The 14,502-nt window shown below is 62.4% G+C and carries 11 protein-coding genes, 1 tRNA gene and 2 rRNA genes (1 of these 14 only partly in view); 7 read left to right on the top strand and 7 right to left on the bottom strand.

Annotation, left to right across the window (positions count from 1 at the left end):
- The 3 genes from AC3WLM_RS06690 to AC3WLM_RS06680 form a co-directional block, all read left to right on the top strand.
- Positions 1-1,729 (top strand): 23S ribosomal RNA (locus AC3WLM_RS06690) (it extends 1,078 nt beyond the left edge of the window).
- 166 nt (positions 1,730-1,895) lie between these two features.
- A 5S ribosomal RNA gene (gene rrf, locus AC3WLM_RS06685) occupies positions 1,896-2,010 on the top strand.
- A 136-nt stretch (positions 2,011-2,146) separates the two neighbouring features.
- A tRNA-Met gene (locus AC3WLM_RS06680) sits at positions 2,147-2,223 on the top strand.
- Between the two features lie 231 nt (positions 2,224-2,454).
- Here AC3WLM_RS06680 and AC3WLM_RS06675 read toward each other — a convergent pair.
- From AC3WLM_RS06675 to AC3WLM_RS06665, 3 genes are all read right to left on the bottom strand, one after another.
- Complete coding sequence (locus AC3WLM_RS06675) at positions 2,455-4,098, bottom strand: IS1634 family transposase (RefSeq protein ID WP_492476953.1); 1,644 nt, start codon at positions 4,096-4,098, stop codon at positions 2,455-2,457.
- 329 nt (positions 4,099-4,427) lie between these two features.
- Positions 4,428-6,755, bottom strand: coding sequence for a putative bifunctional diguanylate cyclase/phosphodiesterase (locus AC3WLM_RS06670; protein ID WP_492476952.1), 2,328 nt, complete (start codon positions 6,753-6,755; stop codon positions 4,428-4,430).
- Complete coding sequence (locus AC3WLM_RS06665; protein ID WP_492476951.1) at positions 6,752-7,408, bottom strand: cupredoxin domain-containing protein; 657 nt, start codon at positions 7,406-7,408, stop codon at positions 6,752-6,754. Before AC3WLM_RS06665 ends, AC3WLM_RS06670 begins: the two co-directional genes overlap by 4 nt.
- 123 nt (positions 7,409-7,531) lie before the next feature.
- On the opposite strand from AC3WLM_RS06665, the gene AC3WLM_RS06660 reads away from it, so the two are divergent.
- Positions 7,532-8,404, top strand: a complete 873-nt coding sequence (locus tag AC3WLM_RS06660; protein WP_492476950.1) for a DUF3034 family protein — start codon at positions 7,532-7,534, stop codon at positions 8,402-8,404.
- Positions 8,405-8,415: 11 nt separating this feature from the next.
- On the top strand, positions 8,416-8,982 hold the full coding sequence (locus AC3WLM_RS06655) for a group I truncated hemoglobin (RefSeq protein WP_492476949.1): 567 nt from the start codon (positions 8,416-8,418) through the stop codon (positions 8,980-8,982).
- Positions 8,983-9,027: 45 nt separating this feature from the next.
- Here the strand turns inward: AC3WLM_RS06655 and dut are convergent, their stop codons facing one another.
- Positions 9,028-9,495 carry a dUTP diphosphatase gene (gene dut / locus AC3WLM_RS06650; protein WP_492476948.1) on the bottom strand — a complete coding sequence of 156 codons (468 nt, stop codon included), beginning with the start codon at positions 9,493-9,495 and terminating at the stop codon, positions 9,028-9,030.
- The gene (locus AC3WLM_RS06645; RefSeq protein WP_492476947.1) at positions 9,482-10,741 is read right to left on the bottom strand and encodes a bifunctional phosphopantothenoylcysteine decarboxylase/phosphopantothenate synthase; all 1,260 of its coding nucleotides are present in this window, start codon (positions 10,739-10,741) and stop codon (positions 9,482-9,484) included. Before AC3WLM_RS06645 ends, dut begins: the two co-directional genes overlap by 14 nt.
- A gap of 99 nt (positions 10,742-10,840) precedes the next feature.
- Here AC3WLM_RS06645 and AC3WLM_RS06640 point away from each other — a divergent pair, with 99 nt between their 5' ends.
- Both AC3WLM_RS06640 and AC3WLM_RS06635 read left to right on the top strand, forming a co-directional pair.
- The gene (locus AC3WLM_RS06640) at positions 10,841-11,239 is read left to right on the top strand and encodes a hypothetical protein (RefSeq protein WP_427466378.1); all 399 of its coding nucleotides are present in this window, start codon (positions 10,841-10,843) and stop codon (positions 11,237-11,239) included.
- A gap of 92 nt (positions 11,240-11,331) precedes the next feature.
- Positions 11,332-11,814 carry a hypothetical protein gene (locus AC3WLM_RS06635; RefSeq protein ID WP_492476946.1) on the top strand — a complete coding sequence of 161 codons (483 nt, stop codon included), beginning with the start codon at positions 11,332-11,334 and terminating at the stop codon, positions 11,812-11,814.
- 2 nt (positions 11,815-11,816) lie between these two features.
- Here AC3WLM_RS06635 and AC3WLM_RS06630 read toward each other — a convergent pair whose 3' ends face one another.
- Both AC3WLM_RS06630 and ubiB read right to left on the bottom strand, forming a co-directional pair.
- The gene (locus AC3WLM_RS06630; RefSeq protein WP_492476945.1) at positions 11,817-12,926 is read right to left on the bottom strand and encodes an acyltransferase family protein; all 1,110 of its coding nucleotides are present in this window, start codon (positions 12,924-12,926) and stop codon (positions 11,817-11,819) included.
- A 13-nt stretch (positions 12,927-12,939) separates the two neighbouring features.
- Positions 12,940-14,499, bottom strand: a complete 1,560-nt coding sequence (gene ubiB / locus AC3WLM_RS06625; protein WP_193827220.1) for a 2-polyprenylphenol 6-hydroxylase — start codon at positions 14,497-14,499, stop codon at positions 12,940-12,942.
- Between the last annotated feature and the right edge of the window lie 3 nt (positions 14,500-14,502).

Raw genomic sequence — 14,502 nt, 5'->3', positions numbered from 1 at the left:
GTGGGAATCCCAAAACAACCAGGAGGTTGGCTTAGAAGCAGCCATCCTTTAAAGAAAGCGTAACAGCTCACTGGTCTAAACAAGGGTTCCTGCGGCGAAGATGTAACGGGGCTAAAGTGATGCACCGAAGCTTAGGGTTCGGACTTCGGTCCGAGCGGTAGCGGAGCGTTCCGTAGGCCTGAGAAGCGATCTGGTAATGGGTCGTGGAGGTATCGGAAGTGCGAATGCTGACATGAGTAGCGACAAAGAGGGTGAGATGCCCTCTCGCCGAAAGACCAAGGGTTCCTGCTTAAAGCTAATCTGAGCAGGGTGAGCCGGCCCCTAAGACGAGCCCGAAGGGGGTAGTCGATGGGAACCACGTTAATATTCGTGGGCCTGGTGGTGTGTGACGGATCATGTGTGTTGTCACTCCTTATTGGATTGGAGTGGCTTCGAAATGGTTCCAGGAAATAGCCCCACCGTATAGACCGTACCCGAAACCGACACAGGTGGTCAGGTAGAGTATACCAAGGCGCTTGAGAGAAGTATCCTGAAGGAACTCGGCAAATTGCCTCCGTACCTTCGGAAGAAGGAGGCCCTCACATTGCGCAAGCAGTATGAGGGGGCACAGGCCAGGGGGTAGCGACTGTTTAGCAAAAACACAGGACTCTGCTAAGTCGGCTTCAAGACGACGTATAGGGTCTGACGCCTGCCCGGTGCCGGAAGGTTAAGAGGAGGAGTGCAAGCTCCGAATTGAAGCCCCGGTAAACGGCGGCCGTAACTATAACGGTCCTAAGGTAGCGAAATTCCTTGTCGGGTAAGTTCCGACCTGCACGAATGGCGTAACGACTTCCCCACTGTCTCCAGGATATGCTCAGCGAAATTGAATTCTCCGTGAAGATGCGGAGTACCCGCGGTTAGACGGAAAGACCCCGTGCACCTTTACTGCAGCTTCAGAGTGGCATTAGGAAAGAATTGTGTAGCATAGGTGGGAGGCTTTGAAGCACCGGCGCCAGCTGGTGTGGAGCCATAGGTGAAATACCACCCTGTTGTTTTCTGATGTCTAACCCAGGACCGTTATCCGGTTCGGGGACCCTCTGTGGCGGGTAGTTTGACTGGGGCGGTCGCCTCCTAAAGAGTAACGGAGGCGCGCGATGGTAGGCTCAGGCCGGTTGGAAACCGGCTGTTAGAGTGCAATGGCATAAGCCTGCCTGACTGCGAGACTGACGAGTCGAGCAGAGACGAAAGTCGGTCATAGTGATCCGGTGGTCCCTCGTGGAAGGGCCATCGCTCAACGGATAAAAGGTACGCCGGGGATAACAGGCTGATGATTCCCAAGAGCTCATATCGACGGAATCGTTTGGCACCTCGATGTCGGCTCATCACATCCTGGGGCTGGAGCAGGTCCCAAGGGTTTGGCTGTTCGCCAATTAAAGTGGTACGTGAGCTGGGTTCAGAACGTCGCGAGACAGTTTGGTCCCTATCTGCCGTGGGCGTCGATACTTGAGAGGAGTTGCCCCTAGTACGAGAGGACCGGGGTGAACATGCCTCTGGTGTACCTGTCGTTCCGCCAGGAGCGCAGCAGGGTAGCTATGCATGGACGGGATAACCGCTGAAAGCATCTAAGCGGGAAGCCTCCCTCAAGATAAGGTATCATCGAGTCGTGATAGACCATCACGTTGATAGGCCGGGTGTGGAAGTGCGGTAACGCATGAAGCTAACCGGTCCTAATAACTCTGTTCATGCTTAAACGGGCTCCCAGAAAAGTATTACTTTTTAGGGTCCCGGAGAGTCCCACCATCAATGACAGCTCTGCGCACGGGATACCCTCGTGAGACATGGCGTCGTTGGACGGACGATCCTCCAGCCAGTCACATCTGATACGCATCGATTAAAGACATCCGCAGGCTCCATTGCCTGGTGACCATAGCGTCCGTGCCCCACCCGATCCCATCTCGAACTCGGCCGTGAAACCGGACAGCGCCAATGGTACTAACGCTCAAGCGTTGGAAGAGTAGGTCGTCGCCAGGCATTGAAGCTTGCGGAAGTCAAAACAAACCCATTCACAAATCACCATCCCCCAACGCGCCAGGGCTCAACGCCCCAGCGCAGCACGGGATGGTCTGGTCAGGCCCGCAAACCGCAGGCTTGACCAACACAACCCCGGCGCGGGGTGGAGCAGCCCGGTAGCTCGTCAGGCTCATAACCTGAAGGTCGCAGGTTCAAATCCTGCCCCCGCAACCAGATAAACGGAATTGGATGCACCGCCCTTCGGGGCGGTGTTTCCTTTTGTGGTCCAAGCATTGAAACGCGCGGCTTGGAAAATTTGCCCAAGCTGACAGGTCGACGTCCAAGCCCAAGTTGAACAGTGCCTTCATAGAACGGATTTTATATCAATAGGATACGCGAGTGTGCGCGGGTGTTACCACTACATTTTGCGGCTGATGTGTGGGACGCGCGAACGCGCGGCGGAGCTTACGTTGCGGTCTGCTCAGCAATGTTGGCTGGGAGTGCGATGCCGACAGCCTTGAAGACGTTGCCCACGTCACCTGTGACGTGCGTGCGTGTGGTAATGGCCTTGCCATCCTTTTCGATGGTGGCCTGCTGGAGACGATCGAGATCGTTGAGAAGCGGCTGCCATTCGGGCTGGAAGCCCTTGTCCTGGCATAGCCGGGTCAGTTCCTTGGCGAGCGTCAGGGCAAGGAACGAGACGAAGACATGGCCGCGGATCGCGGCATCGGACTGATGGAAGATCGGCCGGGTATCGAAGCTGGCCTTGGCCACGCGGAACAGGGCTTCGACCTGTAGCAAGTCTCGATAGCGGATGACGGCCTGAAGCGGGGTGATCCGGGCATTGGTGCGCAGGACACTGATGCCGTCGAAGCGGGCCTCGTCGGCGAGTTTGCCCAGATCGATTTCGAAGCTCTTGCCGCTGGCTTTGAGATAACGCCGATAGGCCGAGTTACCGACCAGCGCCTTGTCGCCCTTCTTGAGCTGGGCCTGGAGCCCGTCGATGATGGCCTGACGGTCCGCCTTGTCCTTCTTGGCTTCGGCCTCGTTCAGCGTGACGATGTAACGCTGGGTGTCCTTGCCGCTGCCGACACGGACCTCCTTGACCCACAGCTGGGTCTCGCCTGCCTGCCGCTCGAGCACGAGCGGAACCATCGGAGCAGTGTCGTTCAACACGACATCGCGGATGACGCTGCTTGATCGCTCGCGGGCGCCGAGGATGTATTCCATGCCCAGCTCTTCGAGTGCGGCAATAGTGTCGGCGCTGATCATGCCGCGATCGGCCACGACGCAGGACCGGGTAATCCCGAAGCGCGTACGCAGGCGCGTGACGATGGGCAGGAGGACTTTCACATCGGCCGTATTGCCCGGCACCATCTCGGTGCAGATCGGCCGCCCCTGGGCATCGATCACCACGGCCAGGATCATCTGCGCAAGCTCGGGCCGGTGATCCTTGGAATGACCACGCCGCCCCAGCGTGTCACCGCCTGCGCCGTAGAACGATAGTGAGGTGGTATCCATGAACACGAGGCTCAGATCCGTGAACAGGTCCCGGCGCCTGTCGAACAGCTTCTCCTCGATCACGTCCTTCACGCATCGGGGTGCCAACGCGCCTTCAGCCTTCTCCTCGATCTCCTCGCCCAGCCAGGCCATGGCACGGTAGAAGTGATGGAGCGCCAGATCCTCAACTCCGTCGATGGCATAGCTCTTCATCCAGTCGGTGCACGCCCGGTCCGAGCCTGACACGAACAGCCGGTGCAACATGGCAACGAAAACCGCGCGTTCGACATCAAAGCCAAATCCACGCCCTGCCGCCACCTCGGCCAGCACGGCATCGACACCAAGCCGCTGCCACAACCGGCCAAACAGCAAGGGGCCGCCGATGCGGTGGGCGGTTATCTTGCCATCATCGATGTCGGAAAGGATGATGCTGCGTTCGGCGTGCCGGGCAATCGAAGCTGCCAGCCTGTCCAGTTCGCCACTGGCGGCAAGAGCATCCTTGCGGCCCAGCGCCTTGATGGTGCGCTGACGAACGACCTTACCCTCGCGCACGCTTTCGACGAGATAGAGGTAGCGGTGGCCCCGGGCGACTCGTTCGACAACAAACATGCATGTGTTGTTATCGCCGACCTGCACAATACTCCACAGAAACACCACGTTCAGCGCAAATGTTGTTACTACACCCAATCTCCGCGCCAAATCCACATCACGCAAATTCAATCACTTACGAAGCAATGTTCGACACCTGTTCCAACGTCACTGTCCAACTTGGGCCAAGGGCCTCCAATATCCCGGAAACAAGGTTATTGAGCAGGGAATATGGCGCGATAGCGCTCCTGTCCTGGTCGTTGGATCTTCAGCCTCATGTCTGATGTCCGGATTTGACATCGGACGGCATCGTGATCTTGTCTCCCATGAGAATGACGGGATTCCGCAATTCAACCGAGGGCAACCGTCGTCTGAGCGCTTGAGAGCATGCGCTGAACGTGGTTCCCCGGCATCGGTCTGCCAATGAGGTAGCCCTGGATCATGTCGCAACCCTCACTGCGCAAGATCTCCATCAAGGCTTGGGTCTCCACCCCTTCCGCGAGCGTCTCCATCCCGAGCGCTTCTGCCAGGGTGGTGATCGCCCGCACGATCGCCTGGGCACTGCCGCCCTCCTCGAGAGCACGCACGAAGCTTTGGTCGATCTTGATCTTGTTGAAAGGGAATGATCGCAGGTAGCTAAGCGATGAGTACCCGGTGCCGAAGTCGTCGAGCGCCACGCGCACGCCCAATGCCTGCAGCGAATGGAGGATGTTCAGCGTCTTGTCGACATTCCCGATGAACACGCTTTCGGTGATTTCAAGTTCGAGGCGGCCCGAAGGAAGCCTGCTTTGTGCCAAGGCCTGCGCGATGCACGCGACGAGGCCGTCGGTCGTGAGCTGACGGGGCGAGATGTTGACTGCAACGCTGATGTCTTCAGGCCATTGCGCCGCCTGACGGCAGGCCTCGCGCAGGGCCCACTCGCCGAGTTGCACGATCAGGCCGGATTCCTCGGCAATCGGGATGAACGTTGCCGGGCTTATCATTCCGTGTTGCTCGTGCGGCCAGCGCATGAGAGCCTCGAAGCCCTTGATGCGGTTCTCCGACATGGAAAACAGGGGCTGGAAGTAAAGCTCGAAATCACCATCCCGGATCGCGCGGCGCATATCGATTTCCAGATGACGACGACGACTTGCCTCGGCGTCGAGTTCGGGTTCGAAGAAGTTGTACCCGCCCTTGCCATTGTTCTTGGCGCGATCGAGCGCGAGATCGGAGCTTTTGAGGAGGGCGTCCGAGCAGTCCGCGTCCTGCGGGCCGATCGCGATGCCGATACTGGCGGAAACAACGATGCTGCGTCCGTCGATGGTCAATTCGCGGTTGAGCGCGGCTTCAAGTCTGCGGGCCAGGGCAGTGCAGTCGGTTGCCGGCTCGACTCCATCGAGCAGGAGGCCGAAATCGTCACCGCCGAACCGCGCCACCATGGCGTTCGGGTAGCAGTCCTGAAGCGTTTGCGCCACGGTGCGCAGCAACTCGTCTCCAAACGGGTGACCCAATGCGTCGTTTATGGCCTTGAAGTCGTCAACATCGATGAAGGCTACGAACGTGCGCTGGCTTTCGCTTTGTCGGGCTACGGCTCGTTCCAGCTTTTCGATGAAGAAACGGCGATTGGGCAGGCCGGTCAGTGCATCGTGGAGCGATGCGTGCATGATCTGCTGTTCGCGCTCTTCTACCGCATCGACCATCGCGTTGAAGCTGGAGGCGAGAGAGCGCACCTCGATTGCGCCTTCGACCTTGACCTTTGCTACGGCACCGCCGGCATAGGCGCGCGCTGCTTCCGCGAGCAATTGCAGTGGCCGGGCAATCCCGCGCGAGAGGCGGATCGCGGCCCATGCACCAGCCAACAGTCCGAACAACCCGATCAGCATGAGCACCAGGCGAAGACTGAAGTAACGCGCTAACACCGAGTTGAGCGAATGCGCCATCACCAGGCGAGGCTCGTTGCCCTCTTCCAGGCTCGCAATTGCTGAAACACGAACCAGTGTTGGGCCGTCGTGGCCCTCCATCTCGGCGATCTCGCCAAGCTCGAGCGAAGCAAGGTGGCTGTCGAGTTGCGCCCGCTCGATCACGCGCGCCTCCAAGGGTGCGGCCGACAGGCTTGCAAGCTGTGTCATGTCAGCCGGACCGAGCGTGTTCAGCAGGATCAGCCAGCCGGCAAGATCGGGCATCTCGATCGGCACTGCAGCGCCAAGCGCCTGCGCCTGGCCGAGCCGGATGACGCCGCGATCGGCACCGTTCTCCAGCCGTGACAGCATGGCCGTGCCCCTGATCGTCGTCGCCGTGCTCGAAGAGATCACGCTGCCATCGAGCTGGACGATCGCCACTTCGCTCACCTTGGCGCGGTCGCGCAGGCTTTGCAGGGCCGAGACGAGCGTTGGCGCATCGCCGGTGGCCAAGGCTTCACGGAAACCAAAATCGCGGGCTACCACTTCGCCCGCGTCCGCCATCTGCCTTTGCCTACTGGCAATGATCTGGTCGAACACGCGGGAGTTGGCGGCAAGCTCGCGCTCTGCTGTTTCATAGGCGAAGGTGTTGATGCCCGAACCGGCCGCAAGCAGCGTTGCGGCTACGATCACTGTCAGCAACACGACGTACAATAATGCAATCCGGCTGCCGAGTGAGCGAACGCGCACGTCTATCGCATTGCGCAGGCGGTCAAGCGCCTGCACTACCGACCGTTTCATTTGCCGCTGCCTGGCCGCAGCGCCACCATGATCCGACTGCGGTTGCTGGGTTCCAGCACCAATTTGCCGCGCCATTCGCCACCTGCGCCGCGGATGCGGGGATGCCAGACGACGACGTCATAGGTCCCGCGACCCAAGCCCTCGATGTCAGCCAGCCCGTTCAGGTCGCTGCGTGCTGCAAAGGGCGTGTCTGTCACGCGGATATAGCCTTGCATCCTGTCGTGGATGTTGCAGCCCAGCGCGATCGTGCCGGCCACCTTGAATTGCTGGGTCCGCATCTGATCCTGCCCATAGAGGTCTATCTTGAAGGGGCCGGGCTTGGAAAAGCTGTAGATCGAATGGCGTACGTTATCGAGGTTCGGGAAGGCCACTACCGCGCCCAGGGGCACGATCAGCGTACCAGGCACGAACGCCTGGTTCTTCTGCGCCATCGCATTGCGCCATGCGAAAGTCGGACGACGGGTGTTGCCAGCCGGTGGCCGGATTTCGATCACGGCATCGCGTAATGGGACGCCCGCCTGGTCCACCACCAGCATAGGTAGCGTGCTCGCCGGCGTGGCCGAGATCAGCAGGGGTAGCGTCAGCGCCACGCAGATCGGGGCCGAACGGAGCGATCCGCATCGCGAGACTCGCAAGGAGAGCAGATTTCTCATGCAGCCAGGCTAAGCGGCAATACCTTCGAAATTCAGAATCCTGCCTAGAGGGCACTTTAGGATTTCCCAACAGGTCTTGATTAACCCTCTCGCCTACTCTCTCTCGACAAGGGTGCCAAAAGCGTGATCAAGATTGCCAAGTTGGGCGCGGCCCTGGCAGGCCTTATGCTTGCTTCGCCCGCGCAGGCTGACCCGCTGCTGGATGGCGGAAAGCTGGTGCTGACCAATGGCATATCCTCGATCGAGGGAGCCAGCGGCGGTGGTCTTGCCAGCTGGGCCACGATTGCCGGCATGGAAACGGACCGCGGCCTTGGGCTTTCGGCCCATGTCACCGGCCTTGAGCTGGCCGACTATGGCTGGCAGAGCCACGGAATTGCCGTGGGCATCAAGGACCGGGTCGAGTTGTCCTATGCCCGCCAGAACTTCGATACGCGAAAGGTTGGCGAAGCACTTGGTCTCGGCAAGGATTTCCGCTTCAATCAGGACGTGTTCGGCGCGAAGCTGCGGCTGATTGGCGATGTGGTCTATGGTTCGCCCTTGCTTCCGCAGATCAGCCTGGGGCTGCAGCACAAGCGCAGTCTTGATGGCGCCATCGTCAGGGCGGTGGGGGCAGCGTCGTCGTCCGGCACCGATTTCACGGCCAGCGCCACCAAGCTGTTCCTGTCGAAAAGCATTCTGGTCAACGCCACCGCGAGGTTGACCAATGCCAACCAGTTCGGCCTGCTCGGGTTCGGTGGCCCCAATCAGCCTGCCCGCACGCTGCAGTTCGAAGGCTCGCTCGCCTGGATGCTTACACCGCGCCTTGTCGTCGGTGGGGAATACCGGACGCGACCCAGCAATCTTGCCATCGCGCGCGAGGACGACGCCCACCACCTGTTCCTGGCTTGGGCCGTCACCCGCAACGCCACGTTGACCGCAGCCTATGCCGATGTCGGCTCGGTGGCCACTTTCGATGGCCAGCGCGGCGGGCTCGTCTCGCTCCAGCTCGCATTCTGAGGAGGCCGTTGATGCCGTTTGCGCTCGCATTTGCCCTGCTCGCCGCCCAGCCTGTCACCCCCGATCCGCAGGAGGTCCCTGCTGCGCAGGGCGATTTCTCCGGCGTCGATTGGGAAAAGGAATTCGGGGTCGAGAAGAAGGTGGCCGATCCCGTAACCGGCGAATTCCCGGTCGAGCCCTACCAGCAAAGCCCCACAAATGCAGGGGCCGACCCATTCACCGGTGAGAGCATGGCCCGGGCCTTCGGCGGTCAGGACGGCATCCACAGGATCGTGGACAGGCTGGTCGTCCTCAGCGAGAGCGACCCGCGCATTTCTGCAATCTTCAAGAGCCGCGATCTGGTTCGCTTGCGCCGCACCCTGTTCGAACAGTTCTGCTTCATATTGAACGCCGGCTGCATCTATAGCGGGCGCGAGATGCAGGCGGCGCACAAGGATCTCGGCATCACCCGCGCTGATCTCAATGCCTTGGTCGAGAACCTCCAGCAGGCCATGCGCGAGGGGCAAGTGCCCTTCGCCGCGCAAAACCGCTTCCTGGCAAAGCTGGCCCCGATGGACCGGCAGATTGTCGAACGGTGAATGGCTGGGCGCCCCGAGGCGCAGGCGCGATTTCTGGCGACGGCCTCAGCCTTGCAGCGAAGCCAACCCGCCGGTGGACCCGAAACCGCCTTCGCCGCGCGCGGTATGGTCGAGCGTATCCGCCTCTACCCACGTCCCGCGCGTGACGGGTGCGACGACGAGTTGTGCAACGCGGTCGCCCCGGCGGATCGAGAAGCTGTCGCTGCCGTGGTTGATGAGGATCACCTTCAACTCGCCACGGTAGTCTGAATCTATCGTGCCGGGGGTGTTGGGCACGGTGACACCATGCTTGAGCGCGAGGCCGGAGCGGGGACGGACCTGGATTTCGTAGCCCGCCGGAATTGCGACCGAGAGGCCCGTGGCGACGGCGTGACGCGCGCCGGGGGCAAGATCGATGTCCTCTGCCGAGACCACATCCATGCCTGCCGCGCCATCTGTGGCATAGGCCGGCAGCGGCAAATCCAACCCGTGGGGCAGGCGCTTTACGAGCACGGGGATTTCAGGCGAGTGCATCGGCAATTCTTTCGATCAGGAGCGCCGCGGCGGCGTCCTTGGGGAGTTCGGGCAGGCTTTCGACGCCGCTCGCGCTGACGATGTGCAAGGCGTTGATCTCGCCGCCCATCTGGTGCGTGGCGACATCGTTGGCGACGATCCAGTCCGCACCCTTGCGGGCAAGCTTGGCCTTGGCGTGGTCGAGCACGTCGTTGGTTTCGGCGGCGAAGCCGACAACCAGCGGCGGGCGACGTTCGGACTTGCAAAGCGTGGCGAGGATGTCGGGGTTCTCGACCAGCTGCAGCGGCGGAACCTGGCCCGAACCATCCTTCTTGATCTTTTGCGCGGCCTCGCCGGCGCTGCGCCAGTCGGCCACGGCGGCGACCATGATCGCGACGTCGGCCGGTAGCGCCATATCGACGGCAGCGGCCATCTGGCGCGCGGTTTCGACATCGATGCGGGTGACGCCGGGCGGGGTCGGCAGGTTGACCGGGCCGGAGACGAGCGTGACTTTCGCGCCCGCCTTCGCGGCGGCGGCGGCGATGGCATAGCCCTGCTTGCCGCTCGAACGGTTGGCGATGTAGCGCACCGGGTCGATCGGTTCGTGCGTGGGGCCTGCGGTGATGAGCACGTGCCTGCCGGTGAGGCATCCTTCGACGGGCTCAGGATGAGCGGGGGTATGGAAGGCGGCGTCCCCTGTCTCCGCTCGTGCTGAGCTTGTCGAAGCACGCTCCAGCGCGCGCTCGATCTCGAGCAGGATCGCGGGTGGTTCGGGGAGGCGGCCGGGGCCGAATTCGCCACAGGCCATCGCGCCTTCGTCGGGTTCCATCACGCTCACGCCATCGCCGCGCAGGGTGGCGACGTTGCGCTGCGTGGCGGGGTGCTGCCACATGCGCACGTTCATGGCGGGGACGGCGAGCACCGGCTTGTCGGTTGCGAGCAAGAGCGTTGTGGCAAGGTCGTTGGCAATGCCGCCAGCCATGCGCGCGAGAAGGTCTGCCGTGGCCGGGCAGACGACAACCAGATCGGCCTGGCGCGAGAGCTGGATGTGGCCCATCTCGACCTCGTTCTTGAGGTCCCACAGCGTGGTATGGACGGGGTTCTCGCTCAAGGCAGCCAGAGTCATGGCGGTAACGAAGTGCGCGCCGCCCTCGGTCAGGACACAAGTGACGTCCGCGCCTTCCCTGCGCAGCAGCCGGACCAGTTCGCACGACTTGTAGGCCGCGATGCCGCCACCGACGATGAGGAGGATGCGTGTTCCCTTCATGGACGGGGCTTGTGCAATGGCGGGGGCTCGCGCGCAATCCTTTTGCTTGGGGGGAAGTCTTGGGGCACACTCATCCAGACGATAACGGGGGACCTGGTGATGAGACTGATACTGACGGCGCTGGTGTTCCTGGCAGGATTGTTCGACCTGTTCCTGGCCATAGGCTTTCTGACCGGGCCCGAGCAGGCGGCGACGGGCTTTGGCATCGCGGCGACCGGGGTTGGCGGGGTTTCGACGATCCGCGCGGACTTCACCTCGTTCTTCGGCGTCGCGGCGTTCTGCATGATGTGGGGTGCGTGGCGCAGGAATGCGGACCTGATGCTGGTCCCGGCGCTGCTGTTCGGCACCTCGTTCGTGGGCCGCGCGATCGATCTCGTGGTGACGGGCGCCTATCCGGGATGGCAGGTGCCGATGGCGGTGGAGGCGGCGCACGTCGTGCTGATGGTCGCGGCGTGGCGGATGCTGCCGCATCATCGGCTGGAGGAGATTGCGGGGTGATGATGGTTGCTGGCGATATGCCCCCTGCTGCGGAAGAACAGGTTTTACGCGAGGGTCTTGTTGCGTGTGGCCTGAACGCTGCGGGGATCTCGATGGCCTATGACGATCTTGTGCAGGGTTACGTCATCACCATTGAAAAGGCGGCAGGTGCGAAAACCGAGCATCTGGAATGCATCGAGACTGTTGCCAGTCGTGCGGACGTCGCCTTTGAGGAGGAGGCGCTGGGTAGTGCATTCATCGAGCGGAAGTATGCGCGAGCCAAGGCACTCTGGCTTGCGGAGACAAAGGAAACCCTGCGCAAGCGCGGATTGCTTGAGGGTATGCCGAAGCGGGCCGATTTCTCGTCTGTCGAGGAATTCGCAGCAGCATTGGAACGGCACTGCGGATTTGCTGCAGGCTCGGTCTTGAGAGTGCGGAACGGTGAAGTCGTCTTCTGGCCGGAGAACGTGCGCGAGGGCAAGAAGGAGTACGAGCGATTGGCGGCCTTGATGGCAGCGGTGACTTACGCAACGGCAGACTCGGGCGATTTCAAGATTTGCTTTGTCGGGAACGAATACGTGGCGGACAGGCCCTGACTTCAGCTGGCTTCAGAGCCTCGCGCCTTCCACCGAGCCCAGAGCGCGAAGACGGCACGCTGGGCGGGGCGTTCGAATTTGGCGTGGCTGATGAAGCCTGCGGCGATGGCGAGGGTGACGAAGAAGATCAGGAACCAGGGCTGGCGGGCGATGTCGCGCGTCAGGCCGGTGGAATCGATCATCAGGACCAGCGCCAGCTGGATCGGGATGTGCCAGAGGTAGATGCCGTATGAGGCATCGCCGAGCTTCTGGCCGAATTGCAGGCGTCCCTTCTCGTCGTTGAGATCGATCGCAAGGGTGAGGAACAGGACTGCGTAGGTGCCTGCGATGGTGGCGGCATCGCCGCTGCGGTAGTTGGCCTTGAGCATGAAGGCGCTTGCCAGCAGGGCAAGGCCCAGCGGCAGGAGCGTGGCCGGGCGGAGCCAGCCCTTCAGCGTCGCTCCATAAGCCGCGCAGCCGAGCATGAAGTAGCCGATGCAGGCGAGCACGTCCTTGTTGGGCAGTTCCTTCAGCATGCCGTAGAGCAGCAGCGCGCCCAGTGGCAGGGCCAGCGCCAGCGGCGCGCGGCGCAGCGCCGGGATGGCGAGGAAGAAGACGAGGTAGGCGAGGATCTCGGTCGACAGGGACCACGAGGGGCCGTTGAACGACTGGTTATCCTGCCAGCCCCAATACTGCATCAGCGGGATCGACAGCAGGAAGTGCTTGAGGTCGTTGGTGTGATAGATGAACTCGGTGCCGGTGCGGGCGACATAGATGCCTTGCAGGATCGCCATCAGGCCAAGCGTCAGCAGGTGCAGCGGCCAGAGGCGCGCAATGCGGGCGAGCCAGAACCGCGCCCTGTAATTGGCATCGGCGAGATAGACATGCGCAAAGACGAAGCCCGAGACCGCCCAGAAATACTGCACGGCGGTGTGGCCATGGTTGTACAACCACGAGAGCGTTTCGTACCACGGCTGGATCGCGCGATTGACGTGCACATGATAGGGCACCGGCGGCACGAACACGTGCTGGTAATGCCAGAACAACACCATGATCGCCGCGAGCAGGCGCGACAGATCGAGCGCGTGGAAGTGGCGCTTGGGCAGGCGCAGGTGCGATAGGTTATGGCTCAAGGGAGCGGTCTTCTCAGCCCCACCAGCCAAGGGCGTGGGTGCCGATGACCAGCGCGCCGCCCGCCAGGAAGGTGAGGATCTGGCCGAGCACACCGGGCCCGCGCTTGCGGCGCTTGCGCTGCCACATCAGTTCGACCTTTGGCAGCGGCGGCGCCTCGGGTGCGCCGCCCTTGGGCGGGAAGCGGTCTTCGATGCGGCGGATGAGGTCGGGGATGCGCAGCAGAGTCTGCGTATCCTCGCGCACGCGGTCGGCTATCGCGGCTTCGGGGCCGAGCTCGTCGCGCACCCAGGCGCGCACGAACGGCGCCGAGGTTTCCCACATGTTGATCTCGGGATCGAGCTGGGTGGCGATGCCTTCGACCATGACCATGGTCTTCTGCAGCAGCAGCAGGTGCGGCTGCGTTTGCATGTCGAAATCGCGGGTGATGGCAAAGAGGCCATCGAGCATCTGGCCGACCGAGAGTTCGGACACCGGCTTGCCGCGCATCGGTTCACCCACGGCGCGCAGGGCCGTGGCGAATTCGTCGACCGAGTGATAGCTCGGCACGTATTGCGCCTCGAAGTGGATTTCGGCGACGCGGCGATAGTTGCCGGTCGTCAGGCCATAGAGGATTTCGGCGAGCCACTGGCGGGCGCGGCGGTCGATCCGGCCCATGATGCCGAAGTCGATGGCGACGATGGTGCCATCGGGTTCGACGAACAGGTTGCCCTGATGCATGTCGGCGTGGAAGTACCCGCCGTTGATCGCCTGGGTGAGGAAGGCGAGGACGAGGCGCTGGGCCAGCGCCTTGCGATCGTGGCCTGCCGCATCGAGTGCGGCGGTGTCGCTGATCTTGACGCCGTCGATCCAGTCGAGCGTCATGACCCTGCCGTTGGTGCGATCCCAGTCGATGTCGGGCACGCGATACCCTGCGTGCGCGCGCATCGTGTCGGCCAGTTCCGAGGCGGAGGCGGCTTCGCGACGCAGATCAAGCTCGCGCACCGTCCAGCGCTTGAAATTGGCGATGACCATGCGCGGGCGCAGGCGCGATGCTTCGCCGCCCAAGCCTTCGAGATGGGCGGCGGCCCATTCGTAGGTGTCGATATCGCGCGCGAACTTCTCACGCACGCCGGGGCGCAGGATCTTGACCGCGACCTTGCGGCCTTCGGTCGTCACCGCGCGGTGGACCTGGGCCACCGAGGCCGCGCCCACCGGCACCGGATCGAACGAGGAGAACAGGCTCTCGAGCGGCTTTTCGAACGAGCGCTCGATTTCGGCGCGGATCAGCGCGAAATCGACCGGGGGGAGCTGGTCCTGCAGGGCGAGCAGGTTGTGCGCCGCTTCCTCGCCCACGAGATCGGGGCGGGTGGCGAGTGTCTGGCCGAGCTTGATCGCAGCCGGGCCGATCGCGCGGAAGGCACCGGCGTAGTCGGGCGTCCTGGGCTGGATCGTGCCGAAACGCGCAACCTTGCACAGGGTGCGGACGGGCGAGGGCGTGTTCGGATCACTTTCGATCCCGCGCAGCGCGCCGTGCCGGGCAAGCGTGCGGCCCCAGCCGAGCAGGCGGCGGATATGCGTGGCGGGAAGGGTCAAGCG

The sequence above is a fragment of the Novosphingobium sp. FW305-C-30-35 genome (genome assembly GCF_058783135.1).
The sequence above is the reverse complement of the archived record's forward strand: the minus strand, read 5'-3'. Positions and strand labels throughout refer to the sequence as shown.

Coding starts and splice junctions, on each gene's coding strand:
- AC3WLM_RS06675 (WP_492476953.1), bottom strand. CDS start 4,098: ATGTTTGTTGTCGAACGAGTCGCCCGGGGCCACCGCTACCTCTATCTC.
- AC3WLM_RS06670 (WP_492476952.1), bottom strand. CDS start 6,755: ATGAAACGGTCGGTAGTGCAGGCGCTTGACCGCCTGCGCAATGCGATA.
- AC3WLM_RS06665 (WP_492476951.1), bottom strand. CDS start 7,408: ATGAGAAATCTGCTCTCCTTGCGAGTCTCGCGATGCGGATCGCTCCGT.
- AC3WLM_RS06655 (WP_492476949.1), top strand. CDS start 8,416: ATGCCGTTTGCGCTCGCATTTGCCCTGCTCGCCGCCCAGCCTGTCACC.
- dut (WP_492476948.1), bottom strand. CDS start 9,495: ATGCACTCGCCTGAAATCCCCGTGCTCGTAAAGCGCCTGCCCCACGGG.
- AC3WLM_RS06645 (WP_492476947.1), bottom strand. CDS start 10,741: ATGAAGGGAACACGCATCCTCCTCATCGTCGGTGGCGGCATCGCGGCC.
- AC3WLM_RS06640 (WP_427466378.1), top strand. CDS start 10,841: ATGAGACTGATACTGACGGCGCTGGTGTTCCTGGCAGGATTGTTCGAC.
- AC3WLM_RS06635 (WP_492476946.1), top strand. CDS start 11,332: ATGGCCTATGACGATCTTGTGCAGGGTTACGTCATCACCATTGAAAAG.